This is a genomic window from Micromonospora haikouensis (assembly GCF_000876225.1).
Classification (GTDB): domain Bacteria; phylum Actinomycetota; class Actinomycetes; order Mycobacteriales; family Micromonosporaceae; genus Micromonospora; species Micromonospora haikouensis.
On the sequence record NZ_JXSX01000003.1, the window covers coordinates 1428422 to 1449446 of the forward strand.

At 71.3% G+C, this 21025-nt stretch carries 14 protein-coding genes; 7 read left to right on the plus strand and 7 right to left on the minus strand.

Translation table 11 applies throughout. The annotated features are described in order from the left end of the window. Positions 1-4: 4 nt before the first annotated feature. The 5 genes from TK50_RS27440 to TK50_RS27460 all read right to left on the minus strand — a co-directional run bounded on the left by TK50_RS27440 (position 5) and on the right by TK50_RS27460 (position 5148). Positions 5-583 (minus strand): hypothetical protein, encoded by a 579-nt coding sequence (locus tag TK50_RS27440; RefSeq protein ID WP_043968296.1) that lies wholly within the window; start codon positions 581-583, stop codon positions 5-7. Between the two features lie 352 nt (positions 584-935). Then, positions 936-2192, minus strand: a complete 1257-nt coding sequence (locus TK50_RS34245; RefSeq protein ID WP_043968297.1) for an outer membrane protein assembly factor BamB family protein — start codon at positions 2190-2192, stop codon at positions 936-938. Between the two features lie 263 nt (positions 2193-2455). Further along, a complete protein-coding gene (locus TK50_RS27450; RefSeq protein ID WP_082106857.1) occupies positions 2456-3919 on the minus strand; it encodes a family 43 glycosylhydrolase in 1464 nt (487 codons plus the stop codon). Between the two features lie 239 nt (positions 3920-4158). Continuing rightward, complete coding sequence (locus TK50_RS27455) at positions 4159-4548, minus strand: hypothetical protein (protein ID WP_043968298.1); 390 nt, start codon at positions 4546-4548, stop codon at positions 4159-4161. A 339-nt stretch (positions 4549-4887) separates the two neighbouring features. Continuing rightward, positions 4888-5148: a hypothetical protein gene (locus TK50_RS27460; protein ID WP_043968300.1), complete on the minus strand. Its 261-nt coding sequence runs from the start codon at positions 5146-5148 to the stop codon at positions 4888-4890. A 386-nt stretch (positions 5149-5534) separates the two neighbouring features. Between TK50_RS27460 and TK50_RS27465 the strand changes: the two genes are divergently transcribed. From TK50_RS27465 to TK50_RS27495, 7 genes are all read left to right on the plus strand, one after another. After that, entirely contained in the window at positions 5535-6536 is a 1002-nt protein-coding gene (locus TK50_RS27465; protein ID WP_043968302.1) for a LacI family DNA-binding transcriptional regulator, read from the plus strand. A gap of 491 nt (positions 6537-7027) precedes the next feature. Then, positions 7028-8383, plus strand: a complete 1356-nt coding sequence (locus TK50_RS27470) for an ABC transporter substrate-binding protein (RefSeq protein WP_043968304.1) — start codon at positions 7028-7030, stop codon at positions 8381-8383. 74 nt (positions 8384-8457) lie between these two features. Then, positions 8458-9369 (plus strand): carbohydrate ABC transporter permease, encoded by a 912-nt coding sequence (locus TK50_RS27475; protein WP_052503958.1) that lies wholly within the window; start codon positions 8458-8460, stop codon positions 9367-9369. 11 nt (positions 9370-9380) lie between these two features. Further along, complete coding sequence (locus tag TK50_RS27480) at positions 9381-10355, plus strand: carbohydrate ABC transporter permease (RefSeq protein ID WP_082106686.1); 975 nt, start codon at positions 9381-9383, stop codon at positions 10353-10355. A 59-nt stretch (positions 10356-10414) separates the two neighbouring features. Continuing rightward, a complete protein-coding gene (locus TK50_RS27485; RefSeq protein ID WP_199486152.1) occupies positions 10415-12064 on the plus strand; it encodes a glycoside hydrolase family 13 protein in 1650 nt (549 codons plus the stop codon). Positions 12065-12261: 197 nt separating this feature from the next. After that, positions 12262-15135, plus strand: a complete 2874-nt coding sequence (locus TK50_RS27490) for a galactose-binding domain-containing protein (RefSeq protein WP_043968312.1) — start codon at positions 12262-12264, stop codon at positions 15133-15135. Positions 15136-15290: 155 nt separating this feature from the next. Beyond that, positions 15291-18953: a discoidin domain-containing protein gene (locus tag TK50_RS27495; protein WP_043968314.1), complete on the plus strand. Its 3663-nt coding sequence runs from the start codon at positions 15291-15293 to the stop codon at positions 18951-18953. A gap of 341 nt (positions 18954-19294) precedes the next feature. Here TK50_RS27495 and TK50_RS27500 read toward each other — a convergent pair whose 3' ends face one another. After that, positions 19295-20302: a sensor histidine kinase gene (locus TK50_RS27500; RefSeq protein WP_096761713.1), complete on the minus strand. Its 1008-nt coding sequence runs from the start codon at positions 20300-20302 to the stop codon at positions 19295-19297. Positions 20303-20307: 5 nt separating this feature from the next. Beyond that, positions 20308-21018, minus strand: a complete 711-nt coding sequence (locus TK50_RS27505; protein ID WP_052504056.1) for a response regulator transcription factor — start codon at positions 21016-21018, stop codon at positions 20308-20310. Positions 21019-21025: the final 7 nt, after the last annotated feature.

Consider the following 21025-nt stretch of genomic DNA (forward strand, 5'->3'; position numbering starts at 1 on the left):
GTGGTCACAGCCCGGCTGCGGCGTCGTACCGGCGGCGCAGGTCGGCCATCTCCTTGGCGGCCAGCGCCTCCTCCTGCGCCAACGTCGCGTACTTGGCCGGGAACATCTGCCACAGCCGGTCGATGAACCTGACGCCCTCTGTCGCCTCGACGACCTGGATGCCCAGGGGCTCGGTGGACATGTCCATGATCAAGGGTCCGGCCAGCTTGACCGCCACGTCCCAGGGGCGCTTCTGCTCGGCGATTCCGCAGAGGTGAAAGCCGTAGACCTTCTGGACGTCGGCGAGCGTCGTGGCCTCGGCCGGCTCGTAGCCGTAGACGCGGACCCCGCAGATCACCGGCGGCTTCTCCTCGGTGGCGCCCTGTTGGACGGTGTGTCCGGCGTGGTTGTGCTGCCCCGGGTCCGCCTGTTCGAGCGTGGTGCGCATCCGCGCCACGATCTGCGCTTGCAGATCCGCCGGCTCTGCCTCCTGACCGGCGGCCCGGTTGAGTGCGACCGCGCTGGCCGCCACCGCCAGCAGGATCACCGCCACCCACACCAGGCGGTGGCGATACCACCCCGCGAAGTTCGCTCGGGAAACCATGATCGCTTCTCACCTCGTTGCCGTTCGTGGTGTGCTGGCGGGCCGATCGGATGCCCCCGAGTGCCAGGCGTCGGGCGCGTCGGCCGTCGGGGGCATCTGCCGGGGACATGTGTGGCGGGCGGGAGCGCCCGCCCGGCATGGTGCCCTTCATCGGGGCGATGGCCCGGCGAGGTGACAGGCGAGCGTCCGCCGAAGCGGCGCACTGCCGACACTGCGATGCTCCCGTGCTGGCCGTGCTCAGCGCGGTTGCCCCCGCGCTGCGGCGATATGAGCTATTCCAACACGTATGGATCGGCCCTGGCAATATCGACGGGCGTCGGTGTGGGTTCGCTGGGCGGCACCGGCTGTTCGGTCAGAAGGCGCGCAGGTCCACCGCGAGGCCGTCGGGACCGGTGTGGCTGACCGCGACCCAGTCCTCTCCGGCTCCGGCGAGCCAGCCCGGATAGCGGCCGAGCTGACGGCCGGTGCGAGCCTCGTACACGAGCACGATCGGCCGGTCGTCCTCCGCCGCGCTCACCGCCACCAGCCCCTCGGTCACCGCCGACCGCCAGCTCGCCGACGCGCCCGACAGCATCGGATCCGGCGCTGTCCAGCGGGTCACGCCGGTGGACAGGTCCAGCAACGCCAGCCCACCCGTATCGGCGTTGCCCCGCACCAGCACCGACCGGTCGTCACCGTCGATCGGCACCCCGGCGGCGGCACCCTTCCAGACCGTCCGACCGGTGCGCAGGTCGACCAGTTGCGGCCGTCCGTCGGCGGTGACCGCGACAAGCCGGGTGCCGGTCCCGATCAGGGTCAGCCCGCTGTGGTGGTGGGCCAACCGCTTGCCGCACTCGCCGTCCTCCCTGCGTCCGCTGAAGACCACGCCGGACCAGCCCTTGTCTCCGGTGGCCGCGTTGACGGTGGCGATGCTGACCGTGCAACGCTGTTCACCCCGCGCAGGGTCGTTGTCGGTGGTCACCAGCAGGTCCCCGGCCACGAAGCCGTACCAGGCCCGGTTCGGCAGCCGTCCGGCGCCGACCCGACCGGTGGTGGGAGCGACCGGGGCGTAGGCGGCTGACCGGGGGGACGTGCTCAGCCGCACCGCGACGTACCGGCCGCTGACCGGCGCGTACGGCGTGCGGGCACCGAGGGTCACGTCGCTCACCCTGGCGAACCGGTCGGCGGGCCGTTCCCAGAGTTGGCGGCCGCTCGGCACGTCCCGGCCGACGATCGTGCACGTCGCGGAACCGCCGGTGCCGGCGCACTCCCTGGCGTAGACGGTCTGCTCGTGGACGACGACGTCCTGGCTCTCCGCCGTCCGCCACCGGGTGGCGCCGGTGGCCGCGTCGAGCACCTCCATGCCGCCGTCGTCGCTGTCGACGGCCACGATCGATTCATCGGCGATCACATACTGGTAGCCCGTGGTGAACGGATGACGCCACCGTTCCTGGCCGGTGGCGCGGTCCACGGCCCGCAGGTCCCTCGTGTCGGGGACCAGGATCACCGGACCGATCTCGCCCAGTTCCTGGTCGAGCCGCCGGAGCGGCACCGACCAGGCTGGCGGCGGGCCCTCGGCGGGCGACGTGACCCTGTGCCGCAGGCTCTCCTGGGTCTTCTCGACCCGCACGGATGGTCGATCCGTCCGCTCGGCCCCGGGCGCGGTGCAGCCGAGGAGCCCCGCGACCAGGCTCAGGACGAGGGCGGCGACACTCCAACGGGCTGGGTGGTGCGACGGCGACAACGTCTCTCCCTCGGTCGGCGGTCCGTGCCCACCGTAGGACCCGCCGGCACCCTCGCGCTGGACTCGCCGGCGGGCCCGCCGACGCCCAGCACGTTCGGGGCGAGCAGACGGAGCCGGCCCGCGCCGGGCACCGGGGGGCGGCTGCCGCGTCAGTACACGTAGGGCCAGGCGGCCGCGTCGTAGCCGATGCGGTTGATGCCGAGCAGCGACGCGCCGTTGTCGGCGTAGTAGTGGTAGAACAGGCAGTCGCCGTCGCTGTCGCCGAGGACCGCCTGGTGGCCGGGGCCGTGGATGCTGCCGTGCGAGGCGAGGATCTCGGTGCCCCCACCCGAGAGCATGGCGCGTCCGGCCCGGTCGACGAACGGCCCGGTCGGGCTCGCCGACCGGCCCACCATGACGCGGTAGGTGCTGCTGGCGCCCTGGCAGCAGCGGTCGAACGAGACGTACAGGTAGTACCAGGCACCACGCTTGACCATGACGGGCGCCTCGATGCCGGGACCGTAGCTGGCGAGGCTGTGCATCGACGTGCCGAGCCGGCGTCCGGTGGCCGGATCGATCTGGATCATCTTGATCCCGGACCAGAACGAACCGAAGCTCAGCCACCAGCGGCCCTGGTCGTCGACGATGAGGTTCGGGTCGATCGCGTTGAAGTCGTCCGACGTGCGCGACTCGATGACCAGTCCCTCGTTGGTCCAGCTTCCGGACGCGCCGGTGGTGCTGGTGGCCAGGAAGATGGCCGAGCGGTTGGAGCCGAAGGTCGACGCCGAGTAGTAGAGGTAGTAGCGGCCGTTGCGGTACGACAGGTCCGGCGCCCACAGGTTGCGTGAGCCGCCGGTGTAGGTGGTGGTCCAGGGCGCGCCACCGGGGAAGACCGTGCCGGCGTTGCGGAAGGTGGTCCGGTCGGGCGAGGTCTTCAGTGTGATGTCGTCACCGGTGTGCGCGACGAGGTAGGTGCCGTCGGGCCGCTTGACCACGGTCGGATCGTGGACGCCGACGTCCCCGGCGACCCTGCCGGGCTGCGGGTAGGCCGGCGGCGTGGTCGGCGTCCCGCCACCCGGGCGCACCAGCTGCCACTGCTGGTTGGCCCCGTCCACGTTGGAGTATCCGGCCAACCGGCCCCCGTCGGCCGTCGACCACTCCCACAGGTCGATCACCTTGCTCGACTGCCGGTTGACGAACCTCACGAACCCGCCGGCGGAGTCCTGCAACCGGAACTGCTGCGTGGCGGAGCCCCGGTCGGTGGTCTGCACCAACTGGGTGCCGTCGGCGGCGTTCGGCAACTCCAGCACCTTCCCGCTGTGCCGCGACCGCACCTTGTAGAAGCCGCCGCCGGCGTCGACGAACTGCCACTGCTGCACCGCGAGGTCGTTGCGCGTCCACTGGTTCACCGGCGCGTTCTCCGCCGTCGACCAGTCGTAGAGGTCCATCGCCTTGCCGCTGTGCCGGTTCACGAACACGTACGAGGCCGACGTGTCCACCGTCGCTGCCGAGGCCGACGGCAGGCCGAACACCGCAGTGCCCGCGAGCATCGTCGCCGCCGTGCCGGTGGCCAACCCGACCCGCCAGGCATGCCGCCGCGGGCCCACCCTCGGCAGTGGGTTCAACCTGGGCATCGAAGCCTCCTTCGAGTGGTCGGCCGGCCCGGGGCACTGCATGCGGGCGGCGACCGGTGCCACGACGGAACGAGCGGGAGCCGCTACTGGTTGCGTTCGGACGCAGTTCAAAGGGCTGCCCCGGGAAAGCGGGTCAGCCCTTTGTGGTGTGACGCCGATGATCGTCCGGCCGTCCGTGGACTGCTTCGCCGAAACAGCGGGGCGGGGCTCAGGTGCGGGACGTCAGCGCCCCGGCGGGATCAGCAGGTGCGCGGCTGCCAGGTCACCTTCGTCACGTACATGGGCACGTACAGGTCCCCGTCGCCGCCGGGGTAGACACAGATCGTGCCAGAGAGCGGCGATCCGAGATACGTGTAGGACCAGGTGATCTCGGCCTTCTTGGACGTGTAGTTGTAGAAGTTGAACGCCGGGACGTTGCCGGACCACTCGCTGTTGGTCGTCAGGGACGGGGTCGCCGTGGGGCCCTCCGGCGGGTGATTCCAGTTCGGCCAGATGCAGAGCATGCCCTGCGGGCAGTTGCCGGCTCCCCAGCTTTCGGCTGATACCTGAGAGGGTGCTGCCGAGGCGGCGGGGGCGGTGGCCAGCACGCCTGCGACGGACGCGGCGACGGCGATGGATTTCCACAGCATGGTCCACCTGCTTCGAGGGATATCGATCGATGGACATCAAAACTATCGCCGAAAAGTTGAGCGGTCAAGCACGTGGGAGGGCGCCTGCCGGGCGGTGACCGATCGGCGAGGTGGAACGGCTTCGTGCCCGGGTGTCCAGGGGGCGCGACCACCTGGCGCGGTGGTCTGGGCTGGGCGTCCTCGCGGGAGATCATCGGAAGGATTGCGGGGGCGTCCTCCCGTGTCGTGGCGGTCGCTCGGCGGGTGTGCCGGCTGCGGTCGACGGCCTCGGTGGCGGCAGGGCGGGACGCGCGAGCCCGGCCCGCGCTGCCGCCACCAGATCCGGTCGCCCCGGTGGTCCTACCCCGGCAGCCAGGCCCGGAAGTACCAGCCGTTGTATTCGCTGTCGGGCAGGGTGCGGTACTCGCAGCTGTTGCTTACCTCGCCCCAGTAGCTGGCCTGGATGCGGTAGGCCTCGCACTCTTCGTAGGTCGTGAAGTAGCCGTTCCAATCGAATGGCACGGCGACGGCCGGGGTCGGCTGGACTGTGAAGCTGACGGCTGCCGCGGCGGTGGCGACAATCGCGAGGCGGGTGAGCCGGCGGCGGAGCGGCTGGGGCATAGAGAGTCCTTCCGGAGCGGCGACTGACTGCCTGCCTACCGTAAATCCATAGCTGACGATTTGATGATCCGCCGTTCGGGTGGGCCGGAGCCGCCCAGATCCTCGGATGCTGCTGATGGGTGGACGAGGAGCACGCCATCGCCGACGCCGACCAGCCGGAGCTGGACGCGCGTTGATCGGCCCCGGGGCCGCCGCGCTGAACGTGCGCCCGGGGCTGCCGGAGTGCGGGTGGGGTTGCGTGACGCGCGGCGGCCCCGGGGGCCGATCAACCAATGCCGACCGCAAGCATGCGGGTCACCCGGAAATGGACGGATGACGTCAGGACGATGACTGCGCACGTCATCGGCTTGTTTATTTTTTGCAGCGCGATGTCGTAGCATTGCGGCGTGGCGAAGCGACTGACCGAGGTGGCCCGGAAGGCGGGCGTCAGCGAGGCGACGGTCAGCCGAGTGCTCAACGGCCGTGGCGGAGTCTCCGAGTCCACCCGCACCGCCGTGCTCACCGCGCTGGACGTGCTGGGCTACGAGCGGCCCACCAAGCTGCGGGGGGAGCGGGCGCGGCTGGTCGGGTTGGTGCTCCCGGAGCTGCAGAACCCGATCTTCCCGGCGCTGGCCGAGGTGGTCACCGGGACGCTCGCCCAGCGGGGCTACACCCCGGCGCTCTGCGCCCGCACCATCGGTGGCGTGTCCGAGTCGGACTACGTCGAGATGCTGCTCGATCACCAGGTGTCCGGCATCATCTTCGCGGGCGGTTCGTACGCGCTCGCCGCCGCCTCGCACGACCACTACCGGCGGCTGACCGATCGGGGGCTCCCGGTGGTGCTGGTGAACGCCGGCATCGACGAGCTGGACTTTCCCCGGGTCTCCACCGACGACGCGGTCGCGGTGGAACAGGCGTACGGGCATCTGCGGTCGCTCGGCCACGAGCGGATCGGCATGGTGCTGGGCCCGGAGGACCACGTGCCCTCCCGGCGCAAGCTGGCCGCGCTGGCCCGGATCGCCGGCTGGCGGGACCCGGACGAGTGTGTCGAGCGGTCCAGCTTCTCCATGGAAGGTGCCCGGGTGGCCGCCGCCAAGCTGGTGGACCGGGGCGTCACCGGCGTGATCTGCGCCAGCGACGTCGTGGCGCTTGGCACGATCCGCGCGGTGCGCCGGCTCGGGCTGTCGGTGCCCGACGACGTGTCGGTGGTCGGCTTCGACGACTCGGCGTTCATGACCTGCACCGACCCGCCGCTGACCACGGTGCGCCAGCCGATCGAGACGATGGGTCAGGCGGCGGTCGACCTGTTGGTCACCCAGATCGACGGCGCCGGCGTGCTGCGCGACGAGTTGCTCTTCGAGCCGGAGCTGGTGGTCCGCGGTTCGACGGGCCCGGCACCCGGGCGCTGACCCGCCGGGGGCGTTGACTTCGTGGCCCGGCGCTGAGCCCGACGGCGGCGGCCGGCGCTGACCCCGCCGCCGGGTAGTCCTGCCCCCGGTGCTGCCCGATCGCGTCCGCGCAGGGGCGTGCCCGGCGTCCCCCTGTGCGCGGCGTCCCCTCGCTGCCCGGCGTCCCGCCGGGCCGGCCCTCGCTGCCCGCCGTTCCGGCGTCAGCTCCCGGTGTTCCGGCGTCAGCTCCCGGTGTCCGGACCGGTGCCGCGGCACCCTGCGCGAACTCCGTGCGGTCGGGGCTGAGGCGACCGGACACTCGACAGGATCAATGCGACGAACCTGGTGGAGAGCCCGCGAATCCTCCCCGACGCGACCCAGGGTGAGCCCAGTCCTCTTTTTTCGCTTCGCCGTCTACTTCTTGCGGCAAGAGGTTCGACTTTGTATCGTCATCGCCACGAAACATGGCAGCTTTGAGAGTCGGATCACATTCGCCCAGGAAGGGTGTCTCCATGACCAGAACCAGCCTGCGCAGCGCGCTCGGGCTGCTCCTCGTCGCCGGGGTGGCGCTGTCGGCCGCCGGGTGCGGTGACGACGACGAGAAGTCGGCCTCCGGCGGCAAGGTCACCATCACGGTGAACGGGCTGCCGCCCGCCACCGAGGCGGCCAACCACCAGCGCTTCCTTGACAACGTCGCAGAGTTCGAGCGGCTGAACCCCGACATCGACATCGACGCCCGCGAGGGCAAGATGGACCCGCAGACCTTCTCCGCGAAGCTGGCCGGTGGGCAGCTCGAGGACGTCTTCTACGTCTACTTCACCGACCCGGCCAACCTGATCGCCAAGCGCCAGGTCGCGGACATCAGCACGTACGCCAAGGACTTCCCGGTCGTCGACCAGGTCAAGCCGGACCTGCGCAAGGTGTTCTCCGGCGCCGACGGCAAGCTGTACGGCCTGCCCTACAAGAACTACTCCTCCGGCCTGCTCTACAGCCGGCCCCTGTTCACCAGGGCCGGGCTGGACCCGGACAACCCGCCGAAGACGTGGGCCGACGTGCGCGTGGCGGCGAAGAAGATCGCGGCGCTCGGCAACGGCACCGTCGGCTACGGCGAGTACAGCAAGTCCAACACCGGCGGCTGGCACTTCACCACCGAGCTGTACTCCGTCGGCGGCGACGTCGCCGTCCACGACGGCGGCACCTGGAAGGCCGCGTTCAACAGCGACCAGGGCAGGCAGGTGCTGAACCAGCTCAAGGAGATGCGCTGGACCGACGACAGCATGGGTGCCCGGCAGTCCCTGGAGTGGGCCGACCTGCTCCAGCTGATGGGCTCCGGCAAGCTCGGCATGTACGTCGCGCCGGCCGACAACATCCCCACCATCGTCAACCAGTACAAGGGCAACTTCGCCGACTACGGCCTCGGCCCGATCCCCGACGGCAAGGGCACCCTCGGCGGCGGCGAGGGCTACATGTTCAACGCCAAGGCCACCCCGGAGAAGATCAGGGCCGGCCTGAAGTGGCTGACCTTCTGGTTCACCAGCGCCGAGCGGTTCGAGGCGGAGAACAAGTGGGCGGCGGAGAACAAGCTGCCGGTCGGGATCCCCGAGCCGCAGATCTTCACCGGGGAGGCCGCCGCGACCCAGGCCGCCGCGGACAAGAAGTACGCCAACGTGCCGCAGAAGAACTACGCGCCCTTCGTCGCCGCGATGGACTCCATCCCGGTGAAGTTCGAGCCGCCGAACGCACAGCAGGTCTACGCGGTGCTGGACGTGGCGATGCTCAAGGTGCTCACCGACCGTGACGCCAACGTCGACCAGTTGCTGGCCGACGCGGAGAAGCAGGTCAACACCATCCTGGCCGGCGTGAAGTAGCCGAGCCGACGACCGGTGAGGGCCCCCGCACGCAGCGGCTGGCTGGGGCCCTCCCGAGCACGAAAGGACATGGCATGGCGGTCGTCACGGCCGGTTCGCGCGGGCCGCGCGGCGCACGGCTCCGCCGCTCGATCTCCGACAACCTCCTGGCGTACGCCTTCCTGGCGGCCGGCATCGCCTGCTTCGCGTTGTTCTCCTGGTATCCGCTGGCGCGCGGGGTCCTGCTGAGCTTCCAGCAGGTCAACTTCGTCACCGACCCGTACTGGGTGGGGCTGGACAACTTCGAGGCGCTCTTCGCCGACCCGCTGTTCTGGACGGCGTGGAAGAACACCCTGGTCTTCACCGGGTTGGCGCTGGTGCTGGGCTACCTGGTGCCGCTGGCCCTGGCGATCCTGCTCAACGAGCTGCGCCACTTCAAGGGGTTCTTCCGGATCGCGGTGTACCTGCCGGTGATGCTGCCGCCGATCGTGGTGGTGCTGCTCTGGAAGTACTTCTACGACCCGGGCAACGGCCTGTTCAACACCCTGCTGCGTGGGGCGCACCTGCCGGAGTCGCAGTGGACCCAGTCCTCCGGCACCGCGATGATCTCCCTGGTCCTGGTCTCCACCTGGGCGAACCTCGGCGGTGCCACCCTGATGTACCTCGCGGCGTTGCAGAGCATCCCCGGCGAGCTGTACGAGGCGGCCGAGCTGGACGGCGCCTCGGTCTGGCAGCGGTTGCGGCACGTCACCATCCCGCAGCTGCGCTTCATCATGCTGGTCCTGCTGCTGCTCCAGGTCATCGCCACCATGCAGGTGTTCATCGAGCCGTACCAGCTCACCGGCACCACCAACCCGGACACGGTGACGGTGATGATCCTGATCTACCGGTACGCCTTCACCGTCAACAACGACTTCGGCCTCGCGGCGGCGATGAGCGTGCTGCTCTTCGTGGTGCTGGGCGCCTTCTCCGCCATCTACCTCCGGCTCACCCGCCGCGCCGACTGAGGGAGCCCGCCATGACACTCACCGCTCCGCCCGCGCCGCCGGTGCCGCCGGTCGCCGCGCCGGCCGACCAGAACCGGCGGGGCCGCCAGCGGCGCGGCGGGCCACCGGCCACCCGTACCCTGATCTCGGAAACCGAGCTGAGCCGGGGCCGGGGGAGGGTCGTCTACCTCGTCGTCCTCGGCGTGGTCACCGTCGTGTTCGCGCTGGTCTTCTTCTTCCCGCTCTACTGGATGGTGACCGGCGCGGTGAAGTCGCCGGCCGAGTTCGCCCAGACACCGCCGACCTTCGTGCCGGAGTCGTTCCACCCGCAGACCTACGCCGAGGCGTGGGACCACATGCAGATCCTGCGGTACTTCACCAACACCGTCTACTACGCCGTCGGCGGTTGGCTGATCCAGCTCGTCGTCGCGGTGACCGCCGCGTACGCGCTGTCCAAGCTGCGACCGCGCTTCGGCAACGTGGTGCTGGCCGGGATGCTGGCCAGCCTGATGCTGCCGGCCGCCGCCCTGCTGGTGCCGGCCTACCTCACGGTCACCGACGTGCCGATCCTCCACGTCAACCTGCTGAACACCCCGTGGGCGCTGTGGCTGCCGGGCGCGGCCAACGCGTTCAACGTCTACGTGCTGAAGCGGTTCTTCGACCAGATCCCCGACGACCTGCTCGACTCGGCGAGCCTGGACGGCGCGGGCCGGCTGCGGGTGCTCTGGTCGATCGTGCTGCCGCTGTCGCGTCCGGTGCTCGCCGTGGTCTCCATCTTCTCGATCATCGCGATCTGGAAGGACTTCCTCTGGCCGCTGCTGGTGCTCCAGGACACCGACGCCCAGACCCTCAGCGTCGCGCTGAGCCGCCTCTCCAACGTCAGCCAGGTGCCGCCCACCGAGATGATGGCCGGCCTGGTGATCGCTGGCATCCCGATGGTGGTGGTCTTCCTGGTCTTCCAGCGCAGCATCGTCAGCGGCCTGTCGGCCGGTGGCGTGAAGGGCTGACCCGCGCCGGCACCCCGACCCCACCGAGACAGCCGGTACGACTGAGAAAGCAGGTGTCCGTGTCCACATCAGCTGCTGGTCCGTGGTGGCGCAGTGCGGTGATCTACCAGATCTATCCGCGCAGCTTCGCCGACGGCAACGGCGACGGAATCGGCGACATCGAGGGGATCCGGGCACACCTGGACCACCTGTCCGGCCTCGGCGTCGACGCCGTGTGGCTGAGCCCCTGGTACCCCTCGCCGATGGCCGACGCCGGCTACGACGTCGCCGACTACCGGGACATCGACCCGGTCTTCGGCAGCCTCGCCGAGGCCGAGGAGTTGATCGCCGAGGCGCACGACCGGGGCATCCGGATCATCGTCGACGTGGTGCCCAACCACTGCTCCGACGCACACCCCTGGTTCCAGGCGGCGCTGGCCGGCGGCCCGGACGCCCCCGAGCGGGAGCTGTTCTGGTTCCGCCCCGGCGGCGGCCCCGGCGGCGACCGGCCACCCACCGAGTGGGTGTCCCAGTTCGGCGGGGGCACCTGGACCCGGACCACCAACCCGGATGGCACCCCCGGCGACTGGTACCTGCACCTGTTCGCTCCCGAGCAGCCCGACCTCAACTGGGACCACCCGAGGGTGCGTGCCGAGTTCGAGGACATCCTGCGCTTCTGGCTCGACCGGGGGGTGGACGGGATCCGGATCGACTCGGCCGCCCTGTTGATGAAGGATCCGGCGCTGCCCGAGGTGGTCGACGGCGCGCCCAGTCCCTTCGTCGACCTCGACGCGGTGCACGACGTCTACCGGGACTGGCGGCGGATCGCCGACGGGTACCCGGGCGACCGGGCGCTGATCGGCGAGGTGTGGCTGCCGGACCGGGAGCGGTTCGCCAACTACCTGCGCCCCGACGAGCTGCACTCGGCGTTCAACTTCGACTTCCTCGGCTGCGCCTGGGAGGCGGCGGCGCTGCGCCGGTGCGTCGACGACACCCTCGCCGCGCACGCCCCGGTCGGCGCACCCGCCACCTGGGTGCTGTCCAACCACGACGTGACCCGGCACGTCACCCGGTACGGCCGGGCGGACACCACGTTCAGTTTCGCCACCAAACGCGAGGGTGTCCCCACCGACCTGGAGCTGGGCACCGTACGGGCCCGCGCGGCGGCGCTGCTCACCCTGGCCCTGCCCGGCGCGGTCTACGTCTACCAGGGCGAGGAGCTGGGCCTGTGGGAGGTCGAGGACATCCCGACCGAGCTGCGCCAGGACCCGATGTGGGGCCGCTCCGGGCACGGCCGGGACGGCTGCCGGGTGCCGCTGCCCTGGTCCGCCGACGCGCCGCCGTTCGGGTTCAGCCCTGACGACGCGGTGCGGGCACCCTGGCTGCCGCAGCCCGCCGAATGGAAGGACCGCACGGTCCGGGCGCAGACCGGCGACCCGTACTCGATGTTGGAGTTGTACCGGGCGGCGATCGGCATCCGGCGTGCGGAGCCGGGCCTCGGCGACGGGGAGATGCGCTGGCTGGCCGCGCCGGACGGGGTGCTCGGCTTCGCCCGGGGGGCCGGCTTCGCCTGCCTGGTCAACCTGGGCGGGGCCCCGGTGCCGCTGCCCCCGCACGAGGCGCGGCTGCTCGCCAGCGGGCCGCTGGAGGGCGACCTGCTCCCGCCGGACACCGCCGTCTGGCTGCGTACCGCCGAGGATCCCGCCGCCGGTCCCACGTCGGCCGGCTGACCCGACCCGGCCATGGCCCCGGCCGGTCCGTCCCGCCCGGCCGGCGCCACCCACCCCCCACTTCGGCGTCCCGACCCGCCCTCGGCCTGCCGCCGCGGCCGGCGAGGACCACAAGCCCGACCCGAAGGAGAGGCAGCTACCGCGAACCGCCCAGTCCAGGGGGACCTGGCCTGATGACGAAACGGAGAACTTCCCGCATGGCCCACCACACCACCGGCACCACCGTCGCATCCCTCGGAAGACCCGCCCGTGCCGTGCTGGCCGCGTTCGCCGGCGTCGCGCTGGTGGCGGCGGCCGTATCGGTCGTCTCGTTCTCCACCGCCACCCCCGCCCGCGCCGCCGGGCTGTCCCCGTTCGACATCCCCGGACGGGGCGCGACCGTGCCGTTCGTCGAGCAGGAGGCGGAGCAGGCGGCGCACAACGGCACCCGAATCGGCCCGACCCGCTACTACGGCCAGCTGCCGTCCGAGGCGTCCGGCCGGGAGGCGGTCACCCTCGACGCCGTCGGCGAGTACGTCGAGTTCACCCTGACCGCCCCGGCCAACGCGGTGACCTTCCGCTACAGCCTGCCCGACAACGCCGCCGGCACCGGCCGGGACGCCAGCATCGACCTGCGGGCCAACGGCAGCCTGGTCAAGGCCGTGCCGGTGACCTCCCGGTACGGCTGGTACTACGGCGGCTACCCGTTCAACAACAATCCGGGCGACACCAACCCGCACCACTTCTACGACGAGACCCGGACCATGTTCGGGACCACCTACCCGGCGGGCACGAAGATCCGGTTGCAGGTCTCCTCGACCGCGCAGTCCCCGACGTTCACCATCGACCTGGCCGACTTCGAGCTGGTCGGCACGCCGATCGCCAAGCCCGCCGGGGTGCTCGACGTCGTCACGGACTTCGGCGCGGACCCGAGCGGGGCCACCGACTCCACGGCGAGGTTCCAGGCCGCCGTCGACGCCGGCAGGGCCCAGGGCCGCGCGGTCTGGATCCCGGCCGGGACCTTCACCCTCTGGGATCACGTCGTCGTCGACGGGGTGACCCTGCGCGGCGCCGGCCCGTGGTATTCGGTGCTCGGCGGCCGGCACCCCACCGACCGCAAGCGCGCCGCCGGCGTCTACGGCAAGTACGTCCCCGGCGGCGGCTACACGGGGGAGATCCGGCCGCACGAGGCCGGCGGCCCGAGCCGCAACGTCACGCTGCGGGACTTCGCGATCATCGGCGACGTCCGGGAGCGGATCGACGACGACCAGGTCAACGCCATCGGCGGGGCGATGACCGACTCGGTGGTCGACAACGTCTGGATGCAGCACACCAAGGTCGGGGCCTGGATGGACGGCCCGATGGACAACTTCACCATCCGCAACAGCCGGATCCTCGACCAGACCGCCGACGGGGTGAACTTCCACTGGGGCGTGACCAACTCGACGGTGACCAACACCTTCGTCCGCAACACCGGCGACGACGCGCTCGCCATGTGGGCGCAGAGCGTGCCGAACGTCAACAACTCGTTCACCCGCAACACCATCGGCGTCACCATCCTGGCCAACCACCTGGTCAGCTACGGCGGCCGGGACATCAAGATCACCGACAACGTGACGGCCGACTCGGTGACGAACGGCGGCGGCATCCACGTCGCGAACCGCTACCCCGGGGTGCAGGGCGACACCGCGGTCAAGGGCACCTGGACGATCGCCCGCAACACCCTGATCCGCAACGGAAACTCCGACTACAACTGGAACTTCGGCGTCGGCGCGATCTGGTTCTCCGCCCTCAACGAGGCGATCCAGGGCGCCACGGTCAACATCACCGACACCGACATCCTGGACAGCTCCTACGCGGCGCTGCACTGGATCGAGGGGCAGAGCAGCGGGATCAACCTCACCAACGTGCGCATCGACGGCGCGGGAACGTACGCGCTCCAGGTGCAGGCGCCGAGCCAGGTGTCGTTCACCGGCGTCCGGGCCACCGGGATCGCGCAGAGCAACCCGATGCACAACTGCGTGGGCAGCGGATTCCAGGTCACCCAGGGCTCCGGCAACTCCGGCTGGTACACCGCCACCCCGTACTGCGGGCCGTGGCCGACGCCGCAGTGGGGCAACGGGCCGACCACCCCGCCCACCGGCACCCCGACCACCCCGCCGCCCACCACGGCCCCGCCCACCACCCCGCCGCCCACCACGCCCCCGCCGGGCAACGGGAACCTGGCCCAGGGCCGGCCGGTGACCGCGTCGAGCGTGTCGCAGAACTACGTCGCCGGCAACGCGGTGGACGGCAACGCGGCAAGCTACTGGGAGAGCGCCAACGGCGCGTTCCCGCAGACGCTGACGGTCGACCTCGGCGCGGCGGTCAGCACCAACCGGATCGCGCTGAGGCTCCCGGCCGGCTGGGGGACCCGGACCCAGACCCTCGCGGTCGCCGGCTCGACGGACGGCTCGGCGTACGCGACGATCCTCGCCTCTGCCGGGTACACGTTCGACCCGGCCACCGGCAACACCGTGTCGATCACCCTGCCGGCCGGCAGCCGGCGGTTCCTGCGGCTGACCTTCACCGGCAACACCGGCTGGCCGGCGGGCCAGGTCTCCGAGTTCGAGGTGTACGGCGGCGGCTCGACTCCGCCGCCGACCACCGCCCCGCCCACGACGCCGCCGCCCACCGGGAACCTGGCGCAGGGACGTCCGGTCAGCGAGACCAGCCACGCCGACGTGTACGGCGGCGGCAACGCCGTCGACGGCAACGCCAACACCTACTGGGAGAGCGCCAACAACGCCTTCCCGCAGTCGCTGACCGTGGACCTGGGCGCCGCTCGGTCGGTGTCCCGGGTGGTGCTGAGGCTGCCCCCGGCGGCGGCCTGGCAGACCCGCACCCAGACCCTCTCCGTCCTCGGCTCCACCGACGGCTCGGCGTTCACCACGCTCAAGCCCTCGGCTGGGTACACGTTCGACCCGACCACCGGCAACACCGTGACCGTGACCTTCCCCGCCACCACCCGGCGGCACGTCCGGGTGACCTTCACCGGCAACACCGCCTGGCCGGCCGGCCAGCTCTCCGAGTTCGAGGTCCACTCGGCCTGACGGCGTCACCGGGCCCGACGGCGTCACCGCCAGCGCGCCAGCCCCGGCCGGTCGGTGCGTCCCCACGACCGACCGGCCCCGGCAGCCCCACCCCGCCGTGGCACCCCCGCCCACCGGCGGGCACCACCACCCCCGAAAGAAGGTGCAGCTCCGCCATGCCCGGAAACAGCACGAGACGACGTACCCCCGGCCGGATGTTGGCCGCCGGCCTGCTCGCCGCCGGCCTGCTGGTCCCCGGCGGGTCCGCCGGGGCCGCGCCCGCGACGGACGCCGAGGCCGCGCCGCGCGCCGGTGCCGCCGGGCCCGCGCCGGCCCCCGCGACGGCGGCGGCCCTCGCCGGCATCTCCGCCACCATGACCGCCAGCAGCGTCAGCCAGAACTACGGCCCGGGCAACGCCAACGACGGCAACGCCAGCACCTACTGGGAGAGCGCCAACAACGCCTTCCCGCAGTGGCTCCAGGCCGACCTCGGCTCGACCGTCACCGTGGACCGGGTGGTGCTGAAGCTCCCGCCGGCCGCCGCGTGGCAGACCCGCACCCAGACGCTGTCCGTGCAGGGCAGCACGAACGGCTCGACCTTCACCACCCTGAAGGCGTCCGCCGGCTACACCTTCGACCCGGCCACCGGCAACACGGTGACCATCACGTTCACCGCCGCCGCCAGCCGGTACGTCCGGCTGAACGTCACCGCCAACACGGGCTGGCCGGCCGGCCAGGTCTCCGAGTTCGAGGTCTACGGCAACACCTCCGGGGACACCCAGGCCCCGACCGCCCCGGCGAACCTGGCCTACACCCAGCCGGCCAGCGGCCAGATCCGGCTGACCTGGAGCGCCTCCTCCGACAACACCGGCGTCACCGGGTACGACGTCTACGCCAACGGTGCCCTGCGCGGCAGCGTCGCCGGGAACGTGCTCACCTACACCGACGACCAGCCGGCCAGCGCCACGGTCACGTACCACGTGCGGGCCCGCGACGCCGCCGGTAACCAGTCGGCGAACAGCAACCCGGTGACCCGCACGGGCACCGGCACCGCCGGCACCAACCTCGCCGTCGGCAAGCCGGTCACCGCCTCCGGGTACGTGCACACCTTCATGCCGGCCAACGCCAACGACAACGACACGGCGACGTACTGGGAGAGCAACGGCCTGCCGGGCACCCTGACCGTGCAGCTCGGGTCGAACGCCGCCGTCAGCGCCGTGGTGCTGAAGCTGAACCCCGACTCGACGTGGGGCGCCCGCACCCAGACCGTGCAGGTGCTCGGCCGCGAGCAGAGCGCCTCCGGGTTCACCGGCCTGGTCGGCGCGGCCGGCTACGCCTTCAACCCGGGCTCGGGCAACACGGTGACCATCCCGGTCTCCGCCACCGCCGCCGACGTGCGACTGACCTTCACCGCCAACTCCGGCGCCCCGGGCGGCCAGGTGGCCGAGTTCCAGGTGATCGGCGTCCCGGCGGCCAACCCGGACCTGACCGTCACCGGCATGTCGGCCAGCCCGGCCAGCCCGACCGAGACCGACGCGGTCACCGTGTCGGCCACGGTGCGCAACGCCGGCACGGCGACGTCCGCCGCCACCAACGTCAACCTGTACCTGGGCGGCGTCCGGGTGGGCACGGCCGCCGTCGGCGCCCTGGCCGCCGGCGCGTCGACCACCGTCTCGGCCGACATCGGCACCCGCGCGGCGGGCAGCTACCCGCTGAGCGCCAAGGCTGACGAGGCCAACGCCGTCATCGAGCAGGACGAGACGAACAACAGCTACACCCACCCCTCGGCGCTGGTGGTGAACCCGGTCGCCAGCTCGGACCTGGTCGCCTCGGTGGTCGGCTGGGCCCCGGGCAACCCGTCGGCGGGCAGCGTCGTCACGTTCTCGGTGACCCTGCGCAACGCCGGCTCCGTCGCCTCGGCGTCGGGCGCGCACGGCATCACGCTCACCGTGCTCAACGAGGCCGGCACCGTCGTGCGCACGCTGACCGGCTCGCACTCCGGTGTGATCAACGCCGGGGCCACGGTCGCCCCGGTCGACCTGGGCACCTGGACCGCCGCGAACGGCAAGTACACCGTGCGGGTGGCGCTCGCCGCCGACGGCAACGAGCTGCCGGTCAAGCAGGCCAACAACACCAGCGACCGGCCGCTGTTCGTCGGCCGGGGCGCGAACATGCCGTACGACATGTACGAGGCCGAGGACGGCGTGGTCGGCGGCGGCGCTGCCGTGGTCGGGCCGAACCGGACCGTCGGCGACCTGGCCGGCGAGGCGTCCGGCCGTCGCGCGGTCACCCTCAACTCGACCGGCAGCTACGTCGAGTGGACCACCCGGGCCAGCACCAACACGCTGGTCACCCGCTTCTCCATCCCGGACGCCCCGGGCGGCGGCGGGATCGACTCGACGCTGAACATCTACGTCAACGGCACGTTCCACAAGGCCATCGACCTGACCTCCCGTTACGCCTGGCTCTACGGGGCCGAGGCCAGCCCGGGCAACTCGCCGGGCGCGGGCGGCCCGCGGCACATCTACGACGAAGCCAACGTCATGCTCAACTCGACCGTCCCGGCCGGCAGCCGGATCCGGCTCCAGAAGGACCCGGCGAACACCACCACGTACGCGATCGACTTCATCAACACGGAGCAGGTCGCGCCGATCGCCAACCCGGACCCGGCGAGGTACACCACGCCGGCCGGCTTCACCCATTCCGACGTGCAGAACGCCCTGGACCGGGTGCGGATGGACACCACCGGCAACCTGGTCGGCGTCTACCTGCCCGCCGGCACCTACTCCACGGCGTCGAAGTTCCAGGTGTACGGCAAGGCGGTCAAGGTCACCGGGGCCGGCCCCTGGTACACCCGGTTCACCGCCCCGCCGGGCCAGGACAACACCGACATCGGCTTCCGCGCCGAGAACTCGGCGGCCGGCTCGTCCTTCGCGAACTTCGCCTACTTCGGCAACTACACCTCACGCATCGACGGCCCGGGCAAGGTGTTCGACTTCGCCAACGTGTCGAACATCGTGATCGACAACATCTGGAACGAGCACATGGTGTGCCTCTACTGGGGCGCGAACACCGACTACATGACCATCAAGAACTCCCGGATCCGCAACATGTTCGCCGACGGCGTCAACATGACCAACGGCAGCACCAACAACCTGGTCAGCAACAACGACGCGCGGGCCACCGGCGACGACAGCTTCGCGCTGTTCTCGGCGATCGACGCCGGCGGCGCCGACATGAAGGACAACGTCTACGAGAACCTGACCTCGACCCTGACCTGGCGGGCCGCCGGGGTGGCCGTCTACGGCGGCTACGGCAACACGTTCCGCAACATCTACATCGCCGACACGCTGGTCTACTCCGGCATCACGATCAGCTCGCTCGACTTCGGCTATCCGATGAACGGCTTCGGCGCCAACCCGCCCACCCGGTTCGAGAACATCTCCATCGTCCGGGCCGGCGGGCACTTCTGGGGCGCCCAGACCTTCCCCGCGATCTGGGTCTTCTCCGCGTCGAAGGTGTTCCAGGGCATCCGGGTCAGTGACGTCGACATCGTCGACCCGACCTACAGCGGCATCATGTTCCAGACCAACTACGTCGGCGGCCAGCCGCAGTTCCCGGTCACCGACACGGTCTTCACCAACATCTCGATCAGCGGCGCGCGTCGCAGCGGTGACGCGTTCGACGCCAAGTCCGGCTTCGGGATCTGGGTGAACGAGATGCCGGAAGCGGGCCAGGGTCCGGCCGTCGGTTCCGTCACCTTCACCAACCTGCGACTGAGCAACAACGCGCAGGACATCAAGAACACCACATCCACCTTCACGATCAACCGGAACTGACCCCACCATCGGGCGCCGCCGGAGGGCAACCACCCTTCGGCGGCGACCCGGCCTGCGGGTGTCGGTCCCCGTCTCCGGACAGACGTACGCGGAGACGATCGTCGAGGCGGGACCCGCGTCCGATGCGTCCGCCAGGTAGAACGCCCCACATGACGAATACGACAGCGGGCACTGATGGCCCAGACCACCTGCGCAGCGGCTCGGGTGTGAACGACAGGGAACCGGTTGAGCCCGCGCGGCTCGGCAGGCGCGGAACGCGAGCCCTCTGCCGGCGACCGTGATCCCACCGCCCGTACGCCGCTTCCGACACGGCCCTGCCCGGTAGCTTCGAGCACCCGGGATCAGGCTGCGGGGAGACGTACCTCGAACTGGCAGCCGCGGCCGGTGTTGCGCACGTCGACCCGGCCGCCGTGTGCCTCGACGAGGCCGCGCACGATCGCCAGGCCGAGCCCTCCGCCGCCACCGGAGCCGGCCGCGCCCGGGGTGCGCGCGCGCTCGCCGCGGAAGGCGACGTCGAACACCCGGTCCAGGTCCTCCTCCGGGATGCCGCCGCAGGTGTCGGAGACGGCGAGCCACACGGCGTCGCGCTCGTGGCCGGCCGCGATGTGCACGGTGCCGTCCTCCGGGGTGTACCGGACGGAGTTGATCAGCAGGTTGCTGACGACGCGGGCGAGTTCGCGTTCGCCGGCGCGGACGAGGGGCCAGCCGCTGTCCGCGGCGACCAGGTGGATCCGGCGGCGGGCGGCGAGCGGGGCGACGCCGGCGATCGCGTCGGACACGACGTCGCGCAGCGGCACGGTGGTGGGCGCGAGCCGCAGCGCGCCCGCGTTGATCCGGGACAGCTCGAACAGGTCGTCGACGAGCTGGGTCATCCGGTCGGTCTCGACCCGGATGCGCCGGTGGTATTCGTCGACGGTGGCCGGGTCGTCGATGATGCGGTCCTCGAGGGCCTCGGCCATCGCCCGCAGCCCGGCGAGCGGGGTACGCAGGTCGTGCGACACCCAGGCGACGAGTTCGCGCCGCCCGGCCTCCAGCCGCCGTTCCCGGTCCCGGGCCGCCTGCGCCCAGACCGCGGAGGCGGCCAGCCGGCTGCCGAAGACGGCGCCGACGGCGAGGCTGATCACCGCGGAGGCGCTCACGGTGACGAGGACGACCCACAGGTCGTGCGGGGACAGGAACATGGCCTGGGCGACCGTGGCGACGCCGACGACCACGGCGAGCACGGTGACGGTGAGCAGCACCAGCACGTGGACGAGGATGGACCGGCCGCGCAGCAGCCGCAGCGCCCCGGCGCCGGCCAGCCCGACGACGCCTCCGGCGACGAGGGCGTAGAGCCCGATGAGCAGCATGTCGGTCACCGCTGGGGTCCCCCGTCGAGCGGGTCGTAGCGATAGCCGACGCCCCAGATGGTGCGGATGCGGCGCGGCTCGGCCGGCTCGTACTCGATCTTCTCGCGCAGCCGGCGGACGTGGACGGTCACCGTCGACTGGTCGCCGAACTGCCAGCCCCACACCTTGTCCAGCAGATCGGCGCGGGACCACGCGCGCCCGGGGTGGCGCATGAGGAAGGCCAGCAGGTCGAACTCCCGGACGGTCAGCGCCAGCGGCGCGCCGTCGCGCTCGGCGACGCGGCGGGCGGTGTCGACGGTCAGCTCCGCATCGACGAGCCGGGTGAGGTCGGCCGGGCCGGTGGTGTGCCCGCTGGCGCGACGCAGCACCGAACGGATCCGCAGGACGAGTTCGCGGGGGGAGAACGGCTTGGTCACGTAGTCGTCGGCGCCGACCTCCAGCCCCAGGACCCGGTCGGCCTCCTCGCCGAGGGCGGTGAGCATGATCACCGGCAGGTCCGGCAGCTGCCTGCGGATCCGGCGGCACACCTCGAGGCCGTCGATGCCGGGCATCATGAGATCCAGCACCACGAGATCGGGCCGGTGGGTGGCGATCGCCGCGAGGCCGTCGGCGCCGTCGGCGGCCAGCCGGACCTCGCAGCCGTCCTGTTCCAGGTAGCGCCGCACGACGTCGCTGACCGTGGGGTCGTCGTCGACCACCAGCACCCGGTGTCCCATCCCGGCC

What these genes read in the sequence shown, in the direction of transcription:
- TK50_RS27470 (WP_043968304.1), top strand. Translation starts at nt 7,028, where the DNA reads ATGACCAGAACCAGCCTGCGCAGCGCGCTCGGGCTGCTCCTCGTCGCC.
- TK50_RS27440 (WP_043968296.1), bottom strand. Translation starts at nt 583, where the DNA reads ATGGTTTCCCGAGCGAACTTCGCGGGGTGGTATCGCCACCGCCTGGTG.
- TK50_RS27490 (WP_043968312.1), top strand. Translation starts at nt 12,262, where the DNA reads ATGGCCCACCACACCACCGGCACCACCGTCGCATCCCTCGGAAGACCC.
- TK50_RS27450 (WP_082106857.1), bottom strand. Translation starts at nt 3,919, where the DNA reads ATGCCCAGGTTGAACCCACTGCCGAGGGTGGGCCCGCGGCGGCATGCC.
- TK50_RS27455 (WP_043968298.1), bottom strand. Translation starts at nt 4,548, where the DNA reads ATGCTGTGGAAATCCATCGCCGTCGCCGCGTCCGTCGCAGGCGTGCTG.
- TK50_RS27505 (WP_052504056.1), bottom strand. Translation starts at nt 21,018, where the DNA reads ATGGGACACCGGGTGCTGGTGGTCGACGACGACCCCACGGTCAGCGAC.
- TK50_RS27495 (WP_043968314.1), top strand. Translation starts at nt 15,291, where the DNA reads ATGCCCGGAAACAGCACGAGACGACGTACCCCCGGCCGGATGTTGGCC.
- TK50_RS27480 (WP_082106686.1), top strand. Translation starts at nt 9,381, where the DNA reads ATGACACTCACCGCTCCGCCCGCGCCGCCGGTGCCGCCGGTCGCCGCG.
- TK50_RS27475 (WP_052503958.1), top strand. Translation starts at nt 8,458, where the DNA reads ATGGCGGTCGTCACGGCCGGTTCGCGCGGGCCGCGCGGCGCACGGCTC.
- TK50_RS27460 (WP_043968300.1), bottom strand. Translation starts at nt 5,148, where the DNA reads ATGCCCCAGCCGCTCCGCCGCCGGCTCACCCGCCTCGCGATTGTCGCC.
- TK50_RS27500 (WP_096761713.1), bottom strand. Translation starts at nt 20,302, where the DNA reads ATGCTGCTCATCGGGCTCTACGCCCTCGTCGCCGGAGGCGTCGTCGGG.